Below are 20,405 nucleotides of genomic sequence, written 5' to 3' on the forward strand. Positions count from 1 at the left end.
TAAATGGCCTCGACCACGATGCACGTCGCTTGTCTTGCTTCCCAATGCTGACGTTCAGCTAGCATCCCAAGAGGCGACGACTGTCGCATCTCTAACTAGCCTATATGTCGCATCTCTAAAATGCCGCTACACATCAAAATCGCATAATCTATCTTATGGAACTAGCGGTCGACTATCTAATTGCAAGGTCAGCATCCAAGACAATGACGGGCCTGTCGATGACAAGAGGGTATAATGCGCTGTTAGCGGCGACGTCCCAGCAATGTCGCTCGAAGCGGCCACCGCAGAGGCTTTGAGTCAAGCCCACGTTTCGCTCACCCAATCCCAGCCATGAGTTCGCCACGAATGCCGTTTTATCGTGCCTGCGCAAAAGACAGGATTCGAGACCCATTCATGATCAAACGCACCAAAATTGCCCTTGGCGCACTGCTTGCGGTGAGCGCTTTCATTTCAACGGCCGGCTTCGCCTCGGCGCAGTATTACGACGAATACGGCCGGGCACCCCCTCCGCGCTTCGCTCCCCAACAGGATTGGAACAGGCCGCCCCCGCCGCCACCCGGCTATGGCCGCCCGTCGCGTGGCTGCGATCCACGCCTGGCTGAAGACCGCGCCCGGGACTTTGGTTTCCGGCGCGCGCATGTCGTCGACATCACGCCGCGCCGCGTGGTCGTTCAGGGCTGGACGCGCCGCGGCCCGGATGAAATCAGCTTTGCCAATGCGCGCGGCTGCCCGGCTCTCCGCCGTTAACATAACCGAGCTGACTCCCTTCGCGGCGTCAGCTCTCCCCTGCCGCCAATGCGCTCTTGCCATTCCTTCGTGCCCGGAAGATAATACCAGTATAAGTCCAGAGGATTTTTTACAGGGAAGTTGGCGGAATTTTTATGCCCGAGAGCCAGGTCGTCACCGCCATCGAGAAATCTCTGGCGCAAATCCCCCTCGATATTCCCTTGTACAAGCGGCTGAAGCTGGCGATCGAACAGGCCATCCAGACCCAGGCCTTTCAATCCGGGAGCGTGCTGCCCGGCGAACGTGTGATTGCCGGTTCCCTGTCGCTCTCACGGGTTACCGTCCGCAAAGCCCTCTCCCTTCTCGAACAGGAAGGACTGCTCAGCCGCCGGCACGGCTCGAAGACGGAAATCGGATCGCGTGTCGAAAAGTCGATGTCGACGCTGACGAGCTTCTCGGAAGACATCAGCGCCCGCGGGCAAGTGCCTGGATGTATTTGGATATCGAAGCAGATCAGCCGTGCGTCCTCCACCGAGATGATGGCGCTCGGCATTRCCGGAAACGCCAATGTCATCCGGATGAAACGGGTTCGAACGGCTAACGGACTTCCGATCGCTGTGGAAACGTCGGTCGTCCCGGTGCGCTTCGTTCCCTCCCCCGACCTGATCGACCAATCGCTCTATACCGTTCTCCAGGACCGTGGTTTCATGCCCGAGCGCGCGGTCCAGCGCATGCGGTCGCGTGCCGCGTCAGCCGACGACGCAGTTCACCTGAATTGCGATCCCGGCGCGCCCCTTCTTGTCACCGAGCGCCGGTGCTTCCTGGCAGACGGCCAGATCGTCGAGCTCTGCGAGACGCGGTACAAGGGCGAGGTCTACGACTTCGTCTTCGAATTGCAGCGATAATACCAGTTATAAACTGGTTGCCATCTGGTATTTTAAAGATATCGTGATGCCCGAGATGGAGCATCCCGTGCAGCGCGAAGACCTCAAGAACAGCCTCATCGTTTCCTGCCAGCCGGTTCCCGATGGCCCGATGGATGATGCCCGGTTCGTCATCGGTTTTGCAAATGCGGCTGCAGCCGCGGGTGCTGCGGCAGTGCGCATCGAATCCGTCGATTATGTGAAGGCTGCCCGCCCGCATGTCGCCGTGCCGATTATCGGCATCGTCAAGCGCGATCTCGATGGCAGCCCGGTGCGCATCACGCCCTTCGTTGCCGATGTGGAGGCGCTTGCCGATGCCGGTGCCGATATCATCGCGTTCGACGCCACGGACCGTATCCGCCCCGCTTCGATCGATGCCCTGATTGCTGCGGCCAAGACCAGGGGCAAGCTGACGATGGCCGACTGTTCCTCGCTCGAGGATGCCAGACGGGCGCTCGCCGCCGGTGTCGATTTCGTCGGGACGACCCTGTCGGGCTATGTCGGCGGACCGGAGCCAATCGAACCCGATATCGCGCTGATTGCTGCCATGCGCGCACTCACCCCCTTCGTGATCGCGGAGGGCCGCATCCGCACGCCGGAACAGGCTGAACAGGCCGCTGCCGCCGGCGCCCTTGCCGTCGTGGTCGGCTCGGCGATCACCCGCACGGAACATGCGACAGCTTGGTTCCATGAGGCCGTAGCGGCCGCATTTTCCGCTCGCGAGGCTAATAGCAGGCCAGTGCTTGCCATCGACATCGGCGGCACCAAGACCATCGCAGCTCTGGTCCAGGGCCGAGAGGTTATAGACCAACGCGTGGTCCCGACGCTGCGCGATCAAGGACCCGACGCCTGGCTTGACGCCATTGCCGCCGAGATTGACGGATGGCGCGGCCAATTCTCGCATGCAGGCATTGCCGTCACCGGTTTCGTCGAGGATGGCTGCTGGTCGGCGATGAACCCGGTGACGCTCGGAATTCCGGACAATTATCCGCTGATTGAACTCTCCGCCGCCCGGCTCGGCACGCCGGTTTCAGCCATTAACGATGCCCAGGCGGCCGCCTGGGGGGAGTACCAGTTCGGTGCGGGCAAGGGAGAGGATATCGTCTTCCTGACTATCTCCACCGGCATCGGCGGCGGTATCGTCGCCAATGGCAAGCTTCTGCCGGGCCTTGCCGGTCATTTCGGCTTGACCCGCATCGCCTCGCATGGGGCCGAGCCTCTTGAAGATACGACCTCGGGCCTCTGGATCGCCGGACAGGCGAAGCGCGCCGGACATGAGGCGGACGCCGTCACGGTCTTTACCGAAGCCGCGGCCGGATCGGCATGGGCGACAGCCATCGTCGAAGAATCCGCCGCCCAGGTCGCGCTGCTCTGCCGGGATATCAAGCTGATGTTCGACCCCCGGCGCATTGTGATCGGCGGCGGCATTGGCCTCGCTCCCGGCTATCTCGATCGGGTGCGCGGTCACGTCGCTGACCTCAGATCAAGGATCAGGCCCGAGCTCGCCGCCGCTGAACTCGGCAGTCACGCAGGCATTATCGGCGTTGCCGACCTTGCGCGGCAGCACCGCTGAAGACCACCGAATGAACAAACCAAAACAAAGAAAGGGAACAACGATGAAACTGCAAAAGATAATCGCTCCGGCTCTCGCCGCGCTTCTTGCGAGTGCCGCCCTGCCAGGTCTCGCCAATGCAACGGTGACCGTGCTCGGATGGCCCGGCGGATCGGAAGAAACGGCGCTGCGCGGGACCGTCGACGCCTATAACAAGACCGCTGCCGATGCCGACAAGGTCGAACTGCTGTTCTTCAACCGCGATGGCTTCTACGACAAGCTGCAGGCCGATATGGCAGCCGGTTCGAGCGCCTTCGACATCAACCTCGTCGCCACCTATTCGATCGGCCGTTACGCGCCCTACATGGAGCCGGTCGATCTCGGACCGGATGCCGCCAAGGTCTTCGGTGATTCCGTTCTCAAGACGATGCAGTTCGACGGCAAGCAGTATGGCGTGCCGACCGACCTTTCGCTTCACTTCATGTACTACCGCAAGGACCTGATCGACGCGCTGCTAAAGGACGATGCGGCGAAGAAGACCTATTCCGAGCTCGCCAAGAAGGTTCTCGGCAAGGATCTGCAGCCGAAGGATCCAGACAGCTGGACCTGGGACGACTGGGCGGCGACCGCACTCTACTTCTCGAAGCAGGCCAATCCCGATAGCCCGGTTCGCTATGGCACCGTGCTGCAGATGAAGAACCTGCTCTTCAACATGATGGTCTTCCAGTCCCTGCCGCGATCCTATGGTGGAGACTGGATGGATGCCAGCGGCAATGTGACGGTCGATTCCGACGCCTACAAGACCGGATTGCAGCTCTACAAGACGCTCTATGATGCCGGTGCCTCGCCGAAGGATTCGCTAAGCTACGAATATCCGGAAACCAACGCCGCCTTTGCCGCCGGTCAGGCAGCCACTGCGCTGCAGTGGAACGCCGCGGCCGCCGACCTGACCAATGCCGAGAAGTCTCCGGCTGTGGCCGGCGTTACCGGCATCGTCGCGCCGCCGGCCGGCCCGAACGGCCGCGCCGATCATATCCACGGCCTTGGTCTTGGCCTCAACAAGAATGCCAAGAACAAGGAAGGCGCCGTCAAGTTCCTGAAATGGCTGGCAACCGAAGATGCGGCGTTGACCTATGCCCGCGGCGGCGGTTCGCCGGCATTGACGCCCGAGGTCGTGGCGAAGATCGCTTCGGAGCGGCCCGATCTCGTCAAGCTTGGCAAATTCGCCAGCAAATACGGCTATGTCATGAACGGCGCCACCTCGGCCAATGCACTCTCCGTCTATGAGCTGCAGGCCAGGGAATTCACCGGCTACTGGTCGGGCCAGCAGAGCCTTGAGGATGCGCTTGCCCATACAAAGGCCGGCATGCAGGATCTCCTCAAGAAGTAACCTTGTACCGGATGCCGGGTGAGCCCGGCATCCCTCCCATCCGGCGGACCGCAATGGCTATCGTATCACGTGCCGAAGGCAGGGCTTATCTGGCGCCGCTGATCGGCTTCCTGCTGCTCTTCCTGGGCTTTCCGGCCCTCGTCAACCTGGTCTATTCGGTCTCGACCGTCAGCTTCCAGAATCTGCGCAGCCCCACGATCACGGGCTTCGGGAACTATCTTGCAGTCATCCAGGATCGCGGCTTCTGGCAGGCGACCTTCTTTTCCTTCCGCTTCGGCATGCTGACGGCAATTGCAGAATGTGTGATCGGCCTGTTTCTGGCGATCTTCCTCGCGCCGCTGCTGGCGAAGCGCTCGGCTCTGATGGCCCCGCTGATGCTGCCTCTAATGGTCGCGCCTGCGATGATCGGCCTGATGTACCGGCTCGTGCTGCATGAATTCGCTGGACCGGTGCCCTACTATCTTTTTCTGTGGTTCGGCGACAGCCCTGCCTTTCTCGACGTCAACAATGCCTTCAAGACGCTTGTCGTCATCGAAACGCTGCAGTGGACGCCATTCGCCTTTCTGCTCTTCTACGTCGCATATTCGGCCATTCCGCTCGATGTCCGCGAGGCAGCTGCGCTCGACGGTGCATCGGCCTGGCGTATCCTGTGGTGGATCGACCTGCCGCTGATGATGCCGACGCTGGTCATCGCCTTCTTCATCCGTTTCATCGACGGTTTCCGCGTGTTCGACAATGTCTACGCGCTGACCGGAAGCGGCGCCGGCGGCTCCACCACGTCGCTGTCCATCTATATCTATCAGTCCTTCTTCAAGGATGGCTCGATCGGCAAGGCCGTGGCCGCTTCGGTCGTGCTCTTCGTCGCGTCGCTTGCCGTGCTTCACGGCCTGAACTGGCTCGCCGGGCGCCGGAGGAAAGCAACATGATCAACGCTCTTCGCTGGACCGTCTTCGCCATTGCCGCGGCGGCGATGAACTTCCCGATCATCGTAACCCTCGTCACCTCGTTCAAGAACGCCCGCGAGCTTTCCAGCAATGCCGGCCTGTGGATCAGCGAGCCAACGCTTGCGAACTATGCAAGCATCCTGACGCAGACGGATCGCTTCAACATCTATTCCTACCTGCTGAACAGCACGATCGCCGCTGTGCTCGGAACCGGGCTTGCGATCCTTCTCTGCCTGCCTGCAGCCTATGCGATTGCCCGCAGCGAGGTGGGGCGGCGGGTGCTGATGCCGCTGGTGATCAACCTGCGCGCCGTTCCGCTAATCATCTTCGCGATCCCGCTTTACATGATGTATCAGTGGCTGGGTCTCCTCGACACCCAGATCGGCCTTGGCCTGATCCTGACGATCGTCAACATCCCGCTTGCGCTCGTCATGCTGGTCAACGCCATCAATGACGTGCCGCTGGAACTCGACGAGGCTGCACGGATCGACGGCGCTTCGTCGCTTCAGGCGATGGTCAGCGTCATCACGCCGGTGATCCGTCCAGCGCTCGTCACCGCATTCATCTTCGGGTTCATCACCGCCTGGAACGAATTCCTGTTCGGCCTGATGCTGACGACCAACAAGGCCGTGCCGATGACGGTCGGCGCCTCCTTTTTCTTCGCCGCCAGCGGCGGCGGCGTGCAATGGGGCGTGGCCTCGGCCGTCATGGCGCTCGGCGCGCTTCCGCCCGCCTTGCTCGGCCTTCTCATGTACCGGCAAATCTCCGGCTCGATGACTGCAGGCGCTGTGAAGGGATAGATTAACGGCGGATCTGCGCCGCTCCTTTTTGAAGCAGCGCAGCCCGTGCCAAGATTTGCTGCAGGCGCCTAGATTTTCGTGGCGCTCGCTGTGTAGATCTGGTCGATGGTCCTGGCGAGACTGGAATCGAACTCCGCGTCGCTCATCGTCACCCGTAGATCCTCCGTCAGGGCGCGAGAGAAGCTGGCGATCATGCCGTGGTTGTGGCTGAGCTTTTCGCAGGCGTCGGCACGGCTGTATCCGCCCGAAAGCGCCACGACCCGGGCAACGGACTTGTGGTCGATGAGCGGCTTGTAGATATCCGCAACCGTCGGGATGGTCAGCTTGATCATGACCCGCTCGCCGGACGGCAGCGCATCCAGCTCGCGGCTGATTTCCTCGAGGAGAATAGCTTCGGCTTCCTGCTTGGTCGGGCTCTTGATAGAGACCTCAGGCTCGATAATCGGCACCAGGCCATAGCCGAGGATCTGCCGGCCGATCGCGAATTGCTGCTTGACGACGGCGGCGATGCCGGCGCGGTCGGCGTTGGCGATCACCGAGCGCATCTTCGTCCCGAAGATCCCCTTCTTCACGGCGCGATCAAGCAGCGCATCCAGATCAGGCATAGGCTTCATCACCTGCACACCGTTTTCTTCGGCAGCAAGGCCCTTGTCGACCTTGAGAAACGGCACCAAGCCCCGCTCCTCCCAGAGAAACGAAGGAACCGCCTTTCCTCTGGCTTCCCCATCCATGGTCTTCTCGAAGAGGATAGCGCCGATCACCTTATCGCCGGAGAAGGCGGGAGCGGTCATGATCCGGACGCGCATCTCGTGCATGAGGCGGAACATCTCCTCCTCGCTGCCATAATCGCTGTCGGCAATGCCGTAGAGACGCAGGGCGCCAGGCGTCGATCCGCCGCTCTGGTCGAGAGCGGCGATGAAACCTGCCTTGCCGGTCATCTGCGACATCATTTCTGCATCTGCCATTGTTCTCTCCCCATCGCGCTGCGTTTCACGCGCGCTTTTTGCTCGATTTCAAACGGCTATTGTCATCGAGACGGCCGAACCGTCCCAATGAGACAACGTCGCATATTTCGCAGCGAGTGCAATCATATCTCTCGAAAAGATGATAAACGATCGCGCCGATACGGAATGCCGGATGACGCGAAGCGGCGCGTCCGGTCTCGATCAGATCCCCCAGCGCATCGCCAATGCCGTCATGCGTGCTCATCGCGATCAGATCAGGTTGATCGAAAAATAATCTATAGAAATTATATTCTATTTCGGGAGCGTTGAAGGAACTTTTGTAATTGGAAAGCCCGCGCCCGAGCGGGCATGGTCCCGGCAGTCCGTGCCATCGCTGCACCGCCCGAGGAGATGTGAATGACTTTGTCCGCGCCTGTCACGCCGGATCACAACAGGCTGACTGCACTGGCCGCCAGCCGCTATCGTAACGGACAGACGCTGTCGGGCCCGTGGAACGAAGCGCTCGAGGCAATCCTGTCCCACCGCAGCGTCCGCGACTATCGTCCGCAGGCCGTCCCGGCTGATGTCATCGATATCGCTGTGGCGGCGGCGCAGTCGGCGGCCAGCTCTTCGAACCTGCAGGCCTGGAGCGTGATTGCCGTCGAGGACAAGGATATCAAGGACAGGCTGAACGCCGTCGCCGGCAATCAGCGGCAGATTACGCAAGCGCCACTTCTCCTGGTCTGGCTTGCCGATCTTGCCCGGCCGCGCAGCATCGCCGAGGAACAGGGCGGCCCTGCCGAAGGTCTCGACTATGTGGAAAGCTTTCTGCTCGGGGTCATCGATGCCGCCCTTGCGGCACAAAATGCCGTCGTCGCTTTGGAATCCCTTGGCTTCGGCACCTGTTATATCGGCGCCATCCGCAACGACCCGGACGCGGTATCGCAGGCCCTGGGGCTGCCTGACGGGGTGTTCCCCGTTTTCGGGCTGACCGTCGGCTATCCCGATCCCGCCCGTCCTGCGGATGTCAAACCACGTCTCGCCCAGCCGGCGGTCGTTCATCGCAACCGCTACGATCCGTCCGCGCATCGTGCCTTTCTTGGCGACTACAATCAGGCGCTCTCAACATTCCAGGCGGAACAGTCCATGCCGAGGATCGACTGGACCGAGCAGGTCGGAAAGCGCATCGGCACTGTCGCTGCGCTCAATGGCAGGCACGTGCTGAAGAGCGTTATTCGCAAGCTCGGCTTTCCGCTCAAATAAGCCGCGCCGCCCGGCCATCCGATACAATCACTTAGATCGACAAGCAGGCAGACGCATGACCGATAGTTCCGAATTCCTCTGGTACATCCCCAACGATGTCACAGCCGGCCACCGCGGCGACAGCGCGACCGTCAATCACAACAGTTTGGAGACGCTGACGGAACACGCCCGCGCGCTTGAAGATCATGGTTGGAAGGGTGCGCTGATCGGTACTGGCTGGGGGCGGCCCGACACGTTCACCGTCGCAGCCGCGCTGACGGCACGCACGGCAACCTTCGAGCCGCTGATCGCCATTCGCCCCGGCTATTGGCGCCCGGCGAATTTCGCCTCGGCTGCGGCCACGCTCGACCACCTGAGCAGCGGGCGCGTCCGCGTCAACATCGTCTCCGGCCAGGACAATCTTGCGGCCTACGGCGACAGCGAGGGCGATCAGGCGCACCGCTATGCCCGCACGAAGGAATTCATGCGCCTCGTCCGCCGCCTGTGGACCGAAGAGAACGTCACCGCTGCAGGCGAGCATTTCAGCGTCGAAGGCTCCACCGTTCAGCCGCGCATTGCAGAGCGCGCCGGGCGCCGCCATCCCAAGCTCTATTTCGGCGGCGCCTCCGAGGCCGCCGAGAAAGTGGCGGCCACCGAGGCCGACGTCCAGCTTTTCTGGGGAGAGCCGCTCGACGGCGTGAAGGAGCGCATCGAAAGGCTGAAGGCGCTGAGCCGCGACCTCGACCGCGATCTCGCACCGCTGGAATTCGGCCTGAGGATCACGACCCTCGTCAGGGATACGCGGGAGGAAGCCTGGGCCGACGCCGAAAAGAAGGTTGCCGAAATGGCGGCCGGCCAGGGCGGCAACTGGCAGGACCATCGCCGCACCGTCGCCGTCGGCCAGCGCCGCCTGCTGGAGCTCCATGAACGTGGCGATGTGCTCGACGACAATCTCTACACCGCGCCGGGCAAATTTGGCGGCGGCGGCGCGGGCACGACCTGGCTCGTCGGCTCAGCCGAAGACGTCGCAGCCTCGCTGCGCAAATACGAGGCGCTCGGCATCACGCATTTCGTGCTGTCGGACACGCCTTATCTCGGAGAGATCAGGCGGCAGGGAGACAAGCTTCTGCCGCTGCTGAGGCGGTAGAGGCAGTCAAACTGCGAACGGCGAACCGGCAAGCCAGAGGACAATATGGATAGAGTCGACCGCAAGATTTTGGCGCAACTGCAGAACAATGCGGACATTCCCGGCCCCGAGCTTGCAAAGGCCGTCGGCATATCGACCACGCCCTGCTGGCGCCGGGTGCAGAAGCTCGAGGAAGAAAAGATCATCCGCCGCCGGGTGGCGCTTCTCGATGCGGCGAAGATCAACGCTGCGGTGACGGTCTTTGTCTCCATTCGCGTCAGGAGCCATTCTCCCGAGTGGCTGCGCCGGTTTTCCGAGGTCGTGGCGAGTTTCCCGGAAGTGGTCGAATTCTACCGCATGAGCGGCGATGTCGATTATCTGATGCGCGTCGTCGTGCCCGATGTGGCGGGCTATGACGCCTTCTACAAGCGGCTGGTGGCCAAGGTCGAGATCGGCGATGTCAGCTCGCGCTTTGCCATGCAGGAACTGAAATTCACCACCGAGCTTCCATTGTCCTACCTGCCGGTTGCCAATCCGAAGGCATCACGCGGGCGCTGAGTGGGCGACCGCAGCAGGAGATGCGACTGCCGCGACGACTTCGGACGCAACTGCGCGTGCCTGGACGCGAATATCGGGAACGGCGGTGATTTCCCAGAACTGCCCGGCCGTCAGCGCGCCGACAGCATAGACTTGCGCATTGACGGCGACGTCCCCGATCACCTTCGAACCGTGGTCGACGGCGATGCCGAGCCCCCGCGGATCGGCCTTGATGAGGCCCTGACGCCTCATCTCCGCAAGAAGGGGAGAATGCGAGATCCCTGCCCTCTCGACGCCCGTACAATTGATCAGCCAACCGGTGTCGAGGCTCTCGATGTCCCGCGCCCCCTTCGGTCGATAGCTGATGGCGAGCCCGCCTTCGCGCCCGGCGACACCCGACAGAAAACCGGCATGGACAGCGACCTGGCCGCTCGTCAGCAACTGTTGGAACCGGGTGTGGACATCGGGCGCCACGCGATGACGGTGAATGTTCCACCATGGCAGCGCGTGACGGAGGAAACGACTGCGCTCGGAGGCCGGCAAGCGTGCCCACAGGGCCTGGGTGTGTGGGCGCAACCGGTCCATGACCGAGCGCCAATCACCAGCAACCCGGGCTTCCCTGCGCAGACGATGGAGAAGCGCGCTCATCGTTGCAGGCAGGGTCGCGGGATCGAAATCGGCCGGCGGCTCCGGCGTTTTCGCGTGGCCGTGCGGAACGAGGCCGCGCCTTGATAGAACGTCGATCTTGCCGCGAAAACCGCGGGCGTGGAGGGCCAGAACCTGGTCGATCATCGTCAGCCCGGAGCCGAGTATGCACACACGGTCATTAAGGCCGACCCGCCTCAGCCAGGACAGCCGCCACGGATTCTCGATCACCCTGTCCTTCGCCTCGCCGGACAAGCCGGAAATCTTCACCGGCAGCGGCGCATTGCCGACACCAAGACACAGCACGACGTTGCGCCCGGCGATCTCGCCGCCATTGTCGAGCAGAAAGCCGAGCGTGGCATTGTAGCGCTCGACGCAACCCGTCGCCTTGGCCCTGATGAAATCGACCTTGCATCGCGAGCGCTTGCTGCGCAGCAGGGCTGCAAGACTGTCGCGAACATAGAGGCCATAGTCCTGACGGGAGGCAAAGTCGCCTTCCCGGAGAGGCCGCTTTCGCTCCGCAAGCCATTCGACGAACCCGTCCGGCCTGTCGGGAAACAGGCTCATGCGGCCCGCAGGCACGTTCAACCGGTGAAGATAGAGTTCCGAGCGATAGGCCGTTCCGCGGCCAAAACCCGGATCATCGCCGATAACGGCAACCGTCGCCGTTACGGGAAGAAGTTCGATGAGGTTGCAGAGCGTTGCTATGGCCGAAAAACCGGACCCCACCAGTACCGCGTCGTAGATCATTCAAATCCCTCAAATGCCAAGAGCAAACGCATCCGGTGCAGATCGGGTTCCGGTAGAATTGGGCGCAGACCGCCCAGGGTCAAAGGTAACGGCTTTTCGGCCGCGGCAGCCCGAGATGATCGCGCAGCGTAGCGCCTTCATATTCCGAGCGGAATAGCCCGCGGCGCTGCAGCTCGGGAACAAGGCGATCGACAACGTCATCGAGCCCCTGCGGCAGATAGGGGAAGACGACGTTAAAACCGTCGGATCCGCGGCTTTGCAACCATTCCGCCATCTCGTCTGCGATTGTCGCCGGCGTTCCGACAAAGGCGAGGCCCGAATAGCCGCCATAGCGCTGCGCCAGCTGGCGAACGGTCAGCTGCTCCTGGCGGGCGAGCCTGATCACCTGCTCGCGGCCGCTCTTGCTGGCATTGGTTTCAGGCACATCAGGAAGCGGCTGGTCGGGATCGAATTTCGACGCGTCATGACCAAGTGCGATAGAAAGCGAGGCGATCGCGCTGTCGTAGTGAACCAGGCTGTCGAGGTCCGCGCGCTTGGCCTTCGCCTCTTCGATCGTGTCCGCGATCACCACAAATGCCGCCGGCAGGATCTTCAGGTGCCCCGGGTCGCGCCCAAGCGTGGCCATCCGCCCTTTGATATCGGCATAGAGCGCCTGTCCGGTGGCAAGATCGCGCGGCGCGCAGAAAACCACTTCGGCGGTCTCAGCGGCAAGCTGGCGGCCGGGCTCGGATTGTCCGGCCTGGACGATCACAGGCCAGCCCTGCGGCGGCCGGGCGATGTTGAGCGGGCCTCGCACCGAAAGTTCGGGGCCTTTGTGATTGAGGACATGCATTTTGGCGAGATCGAAATATTCGCCGCTTTTGACGTCGCGAATGAAGGCATCGTCCTCGAAACTGTCCCACAAGCCGGTAACGACATCGTAGAACTCACGGGCGCGTTCATAGCGCTCACCGTGGGCTACGTGCTCCTCAAGACCAAAATTGAGGGCAGCATCGGGATTGGCCGTCGTGACAATGTTCCAGCCGGCGCGGCCACCGCTGATATGATCGAGCGAGGCGAAGCGCCGCGCCACGTGATAGGGCTCGTCGAATGTCGTCGAGGCGGTGGCGACAAGGCCGATGCGGCTCGTCAGCGCCGCAAGCGCCGAGAGCAAGGTGAAAGGCTCGAAGGACGTCACCGTGTGACTGCGTTTCAACGCCTCATCCGGCATGTTCAAGACCGCGAGGTGGTCGGCCATGAAAAACGCATCGAACTTCGCGGCCTCGAGCTTCTGGGCGAAGGAGACGATATGCCCGAAGTTGAAATTGGCGTCCGGATAGGAGCCGGGATAGCGCCAGGCGCCGGTGTGGAGGCTGACGGGGCGCATGAAGGCGCCGAGGTGAAGCTGTTTCTCAGTCAATGAACCTGACCATGATTGCGGGCGGCCGAACGGGTTGCGGCTAGAGGAATTTGGCGACGGCACGAGGCCGGTTCAAGAGGCGTTTCGCACCGCTTCCCCTTCTATCGGATGGCAACGCAAATGCGCTCAGAACGCCCGCCGTCAGGGTCTGTCGCCCTCGAAATGCCTTTCCAGGAACGGCAAATTGTCCTGACCCCAATAGGTCTCGCCGTCATAGATGAATGTCGGGAAGCCGAAGACGCCGCTGTTTCGGGCGCGCTCCCGGTCGCGGCTCCATTTCTTCTGAACGTCGTCATCGCCTTGGCGCTTCAACAGTGCCTCGCCGTCAAAGCCTGCTCTGGTGACCACTTCGGCGCGGACCTCAGGCTTGCCGATATCGCGTGCGTCGGCCCAATAGGCCGCCTGCAGGGCGCGGGTGACGCCGACCCAGTCCTTGCCGTCGAGATAGGCAGCAATCACCAGAAAGGAGGCAGGCGTGGGATCGCCGAGTTCCGGGCGCTTGTCCAGCCAGATCGTCTTGCCGCGTACCTTTGCCCAGCGTTTCAGGTCTCTCATCCAGTAGGCGCGGCGGATTTCCGGCCGGTTGCGCGAGAAGATGCCGCCGTTTTCTTCGATGACAGTGGTCAGGAAGGGCTCGATCTCGACCTCATGCCGCCTGGCGATATCGGTGAAGGCATCGAGGCCGATATAGGACCAGGGAGAACCGATGGAGAAGAAATATTCGAGGGACTTGGTCATTGCTAATATCCTGATTTCAAAGATCTCACGTCACCGGCGCGCGGCGATAATGGCTGAAGCGCAGGGGCGCGCCAACCGAGTTCGGGACCGATCAGCGTCACGAAGTCGTGTAGGATCTGCCGGTAATCCTCGTCGATGAATTCATAGGGAAGTTCGAGACGGAATTCCTGAACATGCGGCAGGATCGGATCGGCGTGCAGCGCCTCCAGAATTTGGTCCGCGGTCCCGACGAGATCGCGGGCAAAGAGGGTCCGCCGTTCCCCTTGCGGCGAGAGCGTCCGCTCGTGACGGCCCGCGGCATAGGCGGCGTAGCGCTTTCGCGTCGCCGCGCTGGCGCTGTCGAAGGGAACGATGACCCTTCCGAGCGCCACCCGTCGGCCGGCGCCGCCGGACGTCTTGTAACGCTCAAGCTGCCGTCCCTGAGCGACGAAGAACGCATCGGTCTCCTCGCCCGTCGTCACATTGCCGATCAGAAGGTTGAAGCCGTTCTGCGCCGCCCAGGCAGCCGAGCGCAGCGACCCTCCACCATACCAGATGCGGTCGATCAGTCCCTTCGCATGGGGGTTGAGCCGCGGACGCTGCGGACCGAACGGCGTCTTGATCCGCGTCTCTTCGTCCCCGAGATAGCTGCCCTTCAGATTGTCAGCGAACCTCAATACGCGGGCATGCGAGAAATCGTGGCTTTCCCAGTCACCGTCGAAGGCAAGAGGCCCGATCAGATCGGCATGAAGCGGCCGTCCGGCGCTCAGGCCGACATTGAGCCGCCCCCTGGAGAGGACATCGACGGTCGAGAGATCTTCGGCCAGCCGGTAGGGACTTTCGTAGCCGATCGGGATGACGGCCGTGCCGAGCTCTATCCGGCTGGTGCGCTGGGTGGCCGCAGCGAGAAAGGCGGTCGCCGAGGAGATGCCCGGCTCCAGGTGTCTCTGCCTGACCCAGGCGCTGTTGAAACCGAGCTCTTCGCCATGCTTGAGAAGCTGAAGGGTCTCTTCGAGCCCGCGATTGGGATCGTCTTCGGGGTAGTTTCCGGGTGTCAGGAAACCGACATGTTTTATCGCGATGGAATTGCTGGTCATCTCTGGAACTCAGAATTTCGGCAAGCCGGGCGGGTTCGTCTCGGATGCGGGCAATGCTTCCTCCGACAGATGCCAGTGATCGAGGATCTTGGCATAGGTGCCATCCTTGATCAGACCGTTCGTCGCGATCGTAAGCGTATCGGCGATGCCGCTGCCCTTGCGCGTGGTGATCGCGACATCGGAGCGATCAGGCCAGCCGGCGCTCAGCGTTCCCACCCGCTTGATGTTCTTGTCGCGCGCCGCGATGAAGACGAGCTGCGCATGTGGCTGAACGATGACGTCTGCCCGGCCGGATTGCAGCGCCAGCAGACTTGCCGCCTCATCATCGAAATAGAGAAGTTCGATCGGCTTCAGACCGGCAGCGGTGTCCTCGTCGCTCCATTTGAGCAGGATCCGCTCCTGGTTGGTGCCGGCACCAACGATGATCCGGAGACCCGCAGCGTCCTTCGGCTCCTTTATGGAGGTGATGGCGCTGTCGCCCTTGACGAAGAAGCCATGCAGCCCCTTGCGGTAGGTGGAGAAATCGAACTTCTCCTTGCGCTGCTCGGTAACCCCGACGTTGGAAATCACCGCATCATATTTTCCGGAGACCAGGCCGAGCGGCCAGTCGATCCAGGCAACCGGAACGATCTCCAGCTCCAGCCCGAGGCTTTCGGCAATGGCACCGGCATATTCCGGATCGGCGCCGACAACCGTCTTCGCATCGGTGGCATAAGTCGCGAGTGGCGGTCCGCCGGGGCTGATCGCGACGGTAAATTTGCCCGGTGTCACGAAGGAAAAGTTCTTCGGGATCGAGGCGATCGCGGCCTCGTTCTTCGCCGCATGAACGCGCGCCGGCTGCTCGGGGCTCAGATCGAATTCGTCACCGGCATGCGCAGTGGCGAAGCCGGACAGCATCATTGCGCTCAAGAGCAGCGCCGGGCGCCAGGAAGCAATAGACATCATTTCAAATCTCCTGAAATCAAACGTGCGGACCGGCTCGCATCCCTCGCGCCGGTCCGCTCAACCAGCCTTAGGAACCGCTCTTCGGCAGGCCTGGCGGGTTGGTCTTCGATTCCGCCGTCGCCTCGGATGTCAGGTTCCAGCGCTTCAGCACCTCGCCGTACTTACCGTCCTTGATCAGGTCGTTGAGAGCGAGTGTCACCGCATCGGCCAGACCGGCACCCTTCTTCGTCGTCACGGCGATCTCGGCCGCAACTGGCCAGCCACCGCTGACGGTGCCGACCAGCTTGGTCGAGCCCTTGATGGAGGCGCTGTAGGCAAGCGTGGCGTTCGGGTTGAACTCCACATCGGCGCGGCCGGACTGGATCGCGAGGTCGGCAGCGGCGCGGTCGTCGTAATACTGAACCTCGATCGGCTTCAGGCCAGCAGCGACGTTTTCACGATCCCATTCGAGGATGATCTTCTCCTGGTTGGTACCAGCACCGGTGATGACCTTCAGGCCGGCGACATCCTTCGGCTCCTTTATCGCGCTGATCTTGCTGTCGGCCTTCACGTAGAAGCCGAGCACGTCATTGCGGTAGGTGGAGAAGTCGAACTTCTCCTTGCGTTCCTCCGTCACCGTGACATTGGAGATGACGGCATCATATTTGCCGGAGGAGACGCCGAGCGGCCAGTCCTCCCAGGCGACAGGGACGAGATCGAGCTCGAGGCCGAAGGAATCGGCGAGAAGCTGGGCAATCTCGGGATCGGTACCGACGACGGTCTTCGCATCCGTTGCGTAGGTCGCGACCGGCGGATCCCACGGGTTGATGGCGACGGTGAACTTGCCCTTCTGGACGAACTTGAAGGACGGGGAGATCGCCTTGATCGCGGCTTCGTCCTTTTCGGCGCGGATGCGGTTCGAGGTATCCGGGCTCAAGTTGAACTTCTCGGCAGCCTGTGCAGAGCCGATCCCCAGGGTCGCCGCTGCAACGGCGCCGGCTAGCAGGCGGATTGCACTATTTCTGAATGTCATGTCCCTACTCCATTTCTTCTTTAGATTGTGGGTGTTGGCATGCGATCCGGACGCCCGTCGCGGCCGGAGTTTCGTTTCCTGCGGAAAGCTCAGAGCACCTTGGCGAGAAACTCTCTGGTGCGGGAATGTTCGGCCCGGGTGAAGATCTTCGACGGTGGGCCGGATTCGAGGATTCGGCCGCCGTCCATGAAGACGACGGTATCGGCAATCTCGCGGGCAAAGCCGACCTCGTGCGTCACCACCACAAGCGTCGTCCCCGTCCGGGCAAGCTCCTTGATGACATCGAGCACTTCGCCGACCAGTTCCGGATCGAGCGCCGATGTCGGCTCGTCGAACAGCAGAACCTTGGGCCGGAGTGCCAGCGCCCGGGCAATCGCCACGCGCTGTTGCTGACCGCCCGAGAGCTGGCGGGGATAGGCATTGATCTTGTCGGCAAGCCCGACCCGGGCGAGCAGCTCCTGAGCAAGCTGAACGGCTTCCTCGCGCTTGGCACCGCGCACCTGGATCGGCGCCTCGATCAGATTCTCAAGCACGGTCAGATGCGGGAAGAGATTGAAGCTCTGGAACACCATGCCGATATCGGCGCGCCGCCTCAGGATCTCCTTTTCCTTCAGCTCATAAAGCAGATTGCCCTTCTGCTCGTAGCCGACGAGTTCACCGTCGACGGCAATGAAGCCCGCATCGACGCGCTCCAGATGATTAATCGAGCGCAGCAACGTCGATTTGCCGGAACCGGAGGGTCCGAGAATCGCTGTCACGCTGCCAGCTGGCAGATTGAGGTCGATACCATCAAGCACCTTCAGCGAGCCGAAGCTTTTCGAAATTTTCTGGATGCTGATTGCCCCGCCGGCGCGCAGAACCGCGGCATCGGCAAACCCCGCATGGGCAACCGTCGTGTCAGATGCAAACTCAGCGGCCGCCGGCTGGTGGGTGAAGCGCGAGAAGAAGGCCTGGAAGGGTAAGGGCTTCGGATTGCGCAGGGCGCCCTTCGAATAATGCCGTTCGATGTAGTGCTGAGCGATCGACAGCACGGTCATGATGACCAGATACCATGCGGTCGCGACCATCAGCAGCGGAATGACTTCCAGATTGCGCCGGTAGATGACCTGCACCGTGTAGAAGAGTTCCGGCAGAGCGAGCACGTAGACCATCGAGGTGGCCTTCGCGAGACCGATCACCTCGTTGAAGCCTGTCGGCAGGATCGAGCGCATGGCCTGGGGCAAGATGATGCGGAAGGCCTGGCGGCGATGCGAGAGGCCGAGCGAGGCTGCGGCCTCGAGCTGCCCCTGGTCCACCGAGAGAATGCCGCCACGCACGATTTCAGCGAAGAAAGCCGACTGGTTCAGCGTCAACCCGAGAAAGGCTGCGGCAAACGGCGTCAGAAGCTGCGTCGTCGGATAACTCGCAAAGACCGTGTCGGTAAAGGGAATGCCGATCGTAATGGTTTCATAGAGATAGCCGAGGTTATTGAGAACCAGCAGCAGGACGATGACGGGGATCGAGCGCAGCAGCCAGATATAGCCCCAGGAGAGACCGGACAGCAGCGGCGACCGGGAAACACGCGCCAGCGCGAGCGCCGTTCCGAGGATGGAGCCGGAGATGGTGGCGAGCGCCGTCAGAAGCAGGGTGCGGCCGAGGCCGGCCAGCACGGGTTCTGCGAAGAGCCATTCGGCAAAGACATTCCAGCCCCAGCGCGGGTTCGTGGATGTCGAATAGATGATGGCCGCGATGACGACGGCGGCAAAGACCGTGCCCGCAAAACGCGCTGGGTGGCGCGCCGGAACGATCCTGTAGCGCGCATAGTCGGAGGTTTCCGCCGCTCTGTGCTCGTGCTTTGCGATACCCGCAAATTCGCTGGTCAGCGCCATGCCCTGCTCCTTCTCAAATCAAAGATTGGCGACCGCACGAAGCGGCGTTGCGTCGATATCCGCCGCCGGCGCCATGACGCCTGAAGCGATCGCCTTTTCGAAAGGCAGCGTCTTGTAGAATTCGGGATCGACATTGATGTCGAACAGCGCCGTGTAGCCGTTGCTCAGATAGAGACCGACGGCTTCCGGCTGTCTGAACCCGGTCGTCAGATAGACGCGCCAGTAGCCCTGGCGAGCCGCCTGCAGCTCAAGCTCGACGAGAACCTTTCGCGCCAGCCCCTGGCGGCGCAGGTCGGAGCGGGTCCAGATGCGCTTGAACTCAGCGGTCCGCTCGTCGTAGCGCTTGAAGGCGCCGCCGCCGATCGTCACGCCATCGCGGATCAAGAGCACGAAGTTCCCGTCCGGCGGCGCGAAGGCTTCCGGCGGATAGCGGTTGAGCTCGGCCGCCGCACCCTTCTCATCAAAGTAGCTGCCGTAGCGGCTGTCATATTCATGAATGAGCTCGTCGATCAGCGGTTTGGCCTGCGGATCCAATGGCGTTGTGTAGAGAAACGTGTCGCTCATGTCGTCGTTACCCGTTGTCTTCGGAGAGGAAGGTTTCGGCGAGCTGCACCCAGTAACGGGCAGCAGGCGCTATGATGGCGTCATTGAAATCATAGTGGGCGCTGTGCAGCGGCGCGCTCTCGCCGTTGCCGATGAAGAGATAGCTTCCCGGCTTTTCCTTCAGCATGAAGGCGAAGTCTTCGCTGGCCGTTCGCGGACGGAAATCGTCCTCGGTCAGGCTGCGGTCGAATGCCTTCAGTGCCACGCTTTTCGCGAATGCCGTTTCATCGGGATGGTTGATGAGCGCCGGGAAACCGCGCCGGTAATCAACTTCAGCCGTCGCGCCGAAGCTCTCCGCCTGTGCGCGAGCCAATGCCGGAATGCGGGTCTCCAGCCTTTCGCGAACGCTCTCGCTATAGGCGCGCATGGTAAGCTTCAGCTCGACGCTTTCGGGGATGACGTTAGAGGCCGATCCGCCATGGATCGACCCGACGGTGACCACCGCCATGTCCTGCGGATCGACATTGCGCGAGACGACGCTCTGCAGTGCCGTGATGAGGGACGCGGATGCGAGCACCGGATCGACGCCGCGATGCGGCTCGGCACCATGGCCACCCTTGCCGACGATCCTGATCACCGCCTGGTCGACCGATGCCATGGCCGCATTCGCGACGAAGCCGAAATGCCCCGCGGGAACGCCAGGCCAATTGTGGAGCCCGAAGATCGCATCGACAGGAAAGCGATCGAACAGACCTTCGGCGATCATCTTGCGCGCCCCAGCGCCAATCTCCTCGGCCGGCTGGAAGATCAGCCGGAGCGTGCCATCGAAGCGGCCACTCTCGGCGAGATAGCGCGCGGCGGCCAGCAGGATGGTTGTGTGCCCATCATGTCCGCAGGCATGCATGACACCGGGATTGCTGCTCGAATAGGCAAGGCCCGTCGCCTCCTCGATCGGCAGCGCATCCATATCGGCGCGAATGGCAAGCTTTTTGCCACCGCTTCCCTTCCTCAACGTCGCAACGATGCCGGTTCCGGCAATGCCGTGTTCGACGTCATAGCCCCATGAGGCAAGACGCGAGGCGATGAGCTTGCTGGTCCGATGTTCCCGAAAGGCCAGCTCCGGATATTGGTGAAGATCACGGCGCAGCTCGATGAATTCGTTAAGGAATGAGGCAATGCCCAGTTCCACACGATCATGCTTTAGAGGTGTTTGAGCTCTTGCGTTCATCAGAGGTTTCCCCAGCG

Annotated in this window: 20 protein-coding genes; 9 read left to right on the forward strand and 11 right to left on the reverse strand. The window is 62.0% G+C overall.

The window, feature by feature from the left end:
* The first annotated feature begins 393 nt into the window (after positions 1 to 393).
* The 6 genes from AC1DIJ_RS22025 to AC1DIJ_RS22050 all read left to right on the forward strand — a co-directional run bounded on the left by AC1DIJ_RS22025 (position 394) and on the right by AC1DIJ_RS22050 (position 6,335).
* The gene (locus AC1DIJ_RS22025; protein ID WP_112389927.1) at positions 394 to 747 is read left to right on the forward strand and encodes a hypothetical protein; all 354 of its coding nucleotides are present in this window, start codon (positions 394 to 396) and stop codon (positions 745 to 747) included.
* Positions 748 to 881: 134 nt separating this feature from the next.
* Positions 882 to 1,631 carry a GntR family transcriptional regulator gene (locus tag AC1DIJ_RS22030; RefSeq protein ID WP_477831552.1) on the forward strand — a complete coding sequence of 250 codons (750 nt, stop codon included), beginning with the start codon at positions 882 to 884 and terminating at the stop codon, positions 1,629 to 1,631.
* A 46-nt stretch (positions 1,632 to 1,677) separates the two neighbouring features.
* Positions 1,678 to 3,222 (forward strand): putative N-acetylmannosamine-6-phosphate 2-epimerase, encoded by a 1,545-nt coding sequence (locus AC1DIJ_RS22035; RefSeq protein WP_112389929.1) that lies wholly within the window; start codon positions 1,678 to 1,680, stop codon positions 3,220 to 3,222.
* Between the two features lie 43 nt (positions 3,223 to 3,265).
* The gene (locus tag AC1DIJ_RS22040) at positions 3,266 to 4,591 is read left to right on the forward strand and encodes an extracellular solute-binding protein (RefSeq protein ID WP_112389930.1); all 1,326 of its coding nucleotides are present in this window, start codon (positions 3,266 to 3,268) and stop codon (positions 4,589 to 4,591) included.
* 53 nt (positions 4,592 to 4,644) lie between these two features.
* The gene (locus AC1DIJ_RS22045) at positions 4,645 to 5,517 is read left to right on the forward strand and encodes a carbohydrate ABC transporter permease (protein WP_112389931.1); all 873 of its coding nucleotides are present in this window, start codon (positions 4,645 to 4,647) and stop codon (positions 5,515 to 5,517) included.
* Complete coding sequence (locus AC1DIJ_RS22050) at positions 5,514 to 6,335, forward strand: carbohydrate ABC transporter permease (RefSeq protein WP_112389932.1); 822 nt, start codon at positions 5,514 to 5,516, stop codon at positions 6,333 to 6,335. Before AC1DIJ_RS22045 ends, AC1DIJ_RS22050 begins: the two co-directional genes overlap by 4 nt.
* A 68-nt stretch (positions 6,336 to 6,403) precedes the next feature.
* Here AC1DIJ_RS22050 and AC1DIJ_RS22055 read toward each other — a convergent pair whose 3' ends face one another.
* Both AC1DIJ_RS22055 and AC1DIJ_RS22060 read right to left on the reverse strand, forming a co-directional pair.
* On the reverse strand, positions 6,404 to 7,300 hold the full coding sequence (locus tag AC1DIJ_RS22055) for a fructose bisphosphate aldolase (protein ID WP_112389933.1): 897 nt from the start codon (positions 7,298 to 7,300) through the stop codon (positions 6,404 to 6,406).
* A gap of 25 nt (positions 7,301 to 7,325) precedes the next feature.
* A complete protein-coding gene (locus AC1DIJ_RS22060) occupies positions 7,326 to 7,544 on the reverse strand; it encodes a hypothetical protein (protein WP_148194322.1) in 219 nt (72 codons plus the stop codon).
* Positions 7,545 to 7,696: 152 nt separating this feature from the next.
* On the opposite strand from AC1DIJ_RS22060, the gene AC1DIJ_RS22065 reads away from it, so the two are divergent.
* From AC1DIJ_RS22065 to AC1DIJ_RS22075, 3 genes are read left to right on the forward strand one after another with little or no spacing between them, the layout of a single operon-like run.
* Positions 7,697 to 8,542 carry an NADPH-dependent oxidoreductase gene (locus tag AC1DIJ_RS22065; RefSeq protein ID WP_112389934.1) on the forward strand — a complete coding sequence of 282 codons (846 nt, stop codon included), beginning with the start codon at positions 7,697 to 7,699 and terminating at the stop codon, positions 8,540 to 8,542.
* Between the two features lie 55 nt (positions 8,543 to 8,597).
* Positions 8,598 to 9,668: an LLM class flavin-dependent oxidoreductase gene (locus tag AC1DIJ_RS22070; protein ID WP_112389935.1), complete on the forward strand. Its 1,071-nt coding sequence runs from the start codon at positions 8,598 to 8,600 to the stop codon at positions 9,666 to 9,668.
* Positions 9,669 to 9,713: 45 nt separating this feature from the next.
* On the forward strand, positions 9,714 to 10,205 hold the full coding sequence (locus tag AC1DIJ_RS22075; RefSeq protein ID WP_112389936.1) for an Lrp/AsnC family transcriptional regulator: 492 nt from the start codon (positions 9,714 to 9,716) through the stop codon (positions 10,203 to 10,205).
* Here AC1DIJ_RS22075 and AC1DIJ_RS22080 read toward each other — a convergent pair.
* The 9 genes from AC1DIJ_RS22080 to AC1DIJ_RS22120 form a co-directional block, all read right to left on the reverse strand.
* On the reverse strand, positions 10,191 to 11,579 hold the full coding sequence (locus tag AC1DIJ_RS22080) for an FAD/NAD(P)-binding protein (protein WP_112389937.1): 1,389 nt from the start codon (positions 11,577 to 11,579) through the stop codon (positions 10,191 to 10,193). The two genes, AC1DIJ_RS22075 and AC1DIJ_RS22080, sit on opposite strands and share 15 nt — an antisense overlap.
* Before the next feature lie 79 nt (positions 11,580 to 11,658).
* Positions 11,659 to 12,978, reverse strand: a complete 1,320-nt coding sequence (locus AC1DIJ_RS22085; RefSeq protein WP_477831553.1) for an LLM class flavin-dependent oxidoreductase — start codon at positions 12,976 to 12,978, stop codon at positions 11,659 to 11,661.
* A 141-nt stretch (positions 12,979 to 13,119) separates the two neighbouring features.
* Positions 13,120 to 13,716, reverse strand: a complete 597-nt coding sequence (locus AC1DIJ_RS22090) for a 2-hydroxychromene-2-carboxylate isomerase (protein ID WP_112389939.1) — start codon at positions 13,714 to 13,716, stop codon at positions 13,120 to 13,122.
* Positions 13,717 to 13,718: 2 nt separating this feature from the next.
* Complete coding sequence (locus tag AC1DIJ_RS22095) at positions 13,719 to 14,792, reverse strand: LLM class flavin-dependent oxidoreductase (RefSeq protein WP_112389940.1); 1,074 nt, start codon at positions 14,790 to 14,792, stop codon at positions 13,719 to 13,721.
* Between the two features lie 9 nt (positions 14,793 to 14,801).
* Positions 14,802 to 15,734: an ABC transporter substrate-binding protein gene (locus tag AC1DIJ_RS22100; protein ID WP_405049669.1), complete on the reverse strand. Its 933-nt coding sequence runs from the start codon at positions 15,732 to 15,734 to the stop codon at positions 14,802 to 14,804.
* Positions 15,735 to 15,804: 70 nt separating this feature from the next.
* Positions 15,805 to 16,749 (reverse strand): ABC transporter substrate-binding protein, encoded by a 945-nt coding sequence (locus tag AC1DIJ_RS22105; RefSeq protein ID WP_112389942.1) that lies wholly within the window; start codon positions 16,747 to 16,749, stop codon positions 15,805 to 15,807.
* 89 nt (positions 16,750 to 16,838) lie between these two features.
* On the reverse strand, positions 16,839 to 18,617 hold the full coding sequence (locus AC1DIJ_RS22110) for an amino acid ABC transporter permease/ATP-binding protein (protein ID WP_112389943.1): 1,779 nt from the start codon (positions 18,615 to 18,617) through the stop codon (positions 16,839 to 16,841).
* An 18-nt stretch (positions 18,618 to 18,635) separates the two neighbouring features.
* Positions 18,636 to 19,181 (reverse strand): GNAT family N-acetyltransferase, encoded by a 546-nt coding sequence (locus AC1DIJ_RS22115; RefSeq protein WP_112389944.1) that lies wholly within the window; start codon positions 19,179 to 19,181, stop codon positions 18,636 to 18,638.
* A 7-nt stretch (positions 19,182 to 19,188) separates the two neighbouring features.
* Positions 19,189 to 20,388: a M20 aminoacylase family protein gene (locus AC1DIJ_RS22120; protein ID WP_112389945.1), complete on the reverse strand. Its 1,200-nt coding sequence runs from the start codon at positions 20,386 to 20,388 to the stop codon at positions 19,189 to 19,191.
* Positions 20,389 to 20,405: the final 17 nt, after the last annotated feature.

The sequence above is a fragment of the Rhizobium sp. 10N427 genome (assembly GCF_056394605.1).

Excerpts from the sequence above, each read along its gene's own strand:
- AC1DIJ_RS22050 (WP_112389932.1), top strand. The coding sequence starts at position 5,514 with ATGATCAACGCTCTTCGCTGGACCGTCTTCGCCATTGCCGCGGCGGCG.
- AC1DIJ_RS22070 (WP_112389935.1), top strand. The coding sequence starts at position 8,598 with ATGACCGATAGTTCCGAATTCCTCTGGTACATCCCCAACGATGTCACA.
- AC1DIJ_RS22045 (WP_112389931.1), top strand. The coding sequence starts at position 4,645 with ATGGCTATCGTATCACGTGCCGAAGGCAGGGCTTATCTGGCGCCGCTG.
- AC1DIJ_RS22080 (WP_112389937.1), bottom strand. The coding sequence starts at position 11,579 with ATGATCTACGACGCGGTACTGGTGGGGTCCGGTTTTTCGGCCATAGCA.
- AC1DIJ_RS22095 (WP_112389940.1), bottom strand. The coding sequence starts at position 14,792 with ATGACCAGCAATTCCATCGCGATAAAACATGTCGGTTTCCTGACACCC.
- AC1DIJ_RS22055 (WP_112389933.1), bottom strand. The coding sequence starts at position 7,300 with ATGGCAGATGCAGAAATGATGTCGCAGATGACCGGCAAGGCAGGTTTC.
- AC1DIJ_RS22065 (WP_112389934.1), top strand. The coding sequence starts at position 7,697 with ATGACTTTGTCCGCGCCTGTCACGCCGGATCACAACAGGCTGACTGCA.
- AC1DIJ_RS22100 (WP_405049669.1), bottom strand. The coding sequence starts at position 15,734 with ATGTCTATTGCTTCCTGGCGCCCGGCGCTGCTCTTGAGCGCAATGATG.
- AC1DIJ_RS22105 (WP_112389942.1), bottom strand. The coding sequence starts at position 16,749 with ATGACATTCAGAAATAGTGCAATCCGCCTGCTAGCCGGCGCCGTTGCA.
- AC1DIJ_RS22110 (WP_112389943.1), bottom strand. The coding sequence starts at position 18,617 with ATGGCGCTGACCAGCGAATTTGCGGGTATCGCAAAGCACGAGCACAGA.
- AC1DIJ_RS22115 (WP_112389944.1), bottom strand. The coding sequence starts at position 19,181 with ATGAGCGACACGTTTCTCTACACAACGCCATTGGATCCGCAGGCCAAA.
- AC1DIJ_RS22090 (WP_112389939.1), bottom strand. The coding sequence starts at position 13,716 with ATGACCAAGTCCCTCGAATATTTCTTCTCCATCGGTTCTCCCTGGTCC.
- AC1DIJ_RS22035 (WP_112389929.1), top strand. The coding sequence starts at position 1,678 with ATGCCCGAGATGGAGCATCCCGTGCAGCGCGAAGACCTCAAGAACAGC.
- AC1DIJ_RS22040 (WP_112389930.1), top strand. The coding sequence starts at position 3,266 with ATGAAACTGCAAAAGATAATCGCTCCGGCTCTCGCCGCGCTTCTTGCG.
- AC1DIJ_RS22060 (WP_148194322.1), bottom strand. The coding sequence starts at position 7,544 with ATGAGCACGCATGACGGCATTGGCGATGCGCTGGGGGATCTGATCGAG.
- AC1DIJ_RS22120 (WP_112389945.1), bottom strand. The coding sequence starts at position 20,388 with ATGAACGCAAGAGCTCAAACACCTCTAAAGCATGATCGTGTGGAACTG.
- AC1DIJ_RS22075 (WP_112389936.1), top strand. The coding sequence starts at position 9,714 with ATGGATAGAGTCGACCGCAAGATTTTGGCGCAACTGCAGAACAATGCG.
- AC1DIJ_RS22025 (WP_112389927.1), top strand. The coding sequence starts at position 394 with ATGATCAAACGCACCAAAATTGCCCTTGGCGCACTGCTTGCGGTGAGC.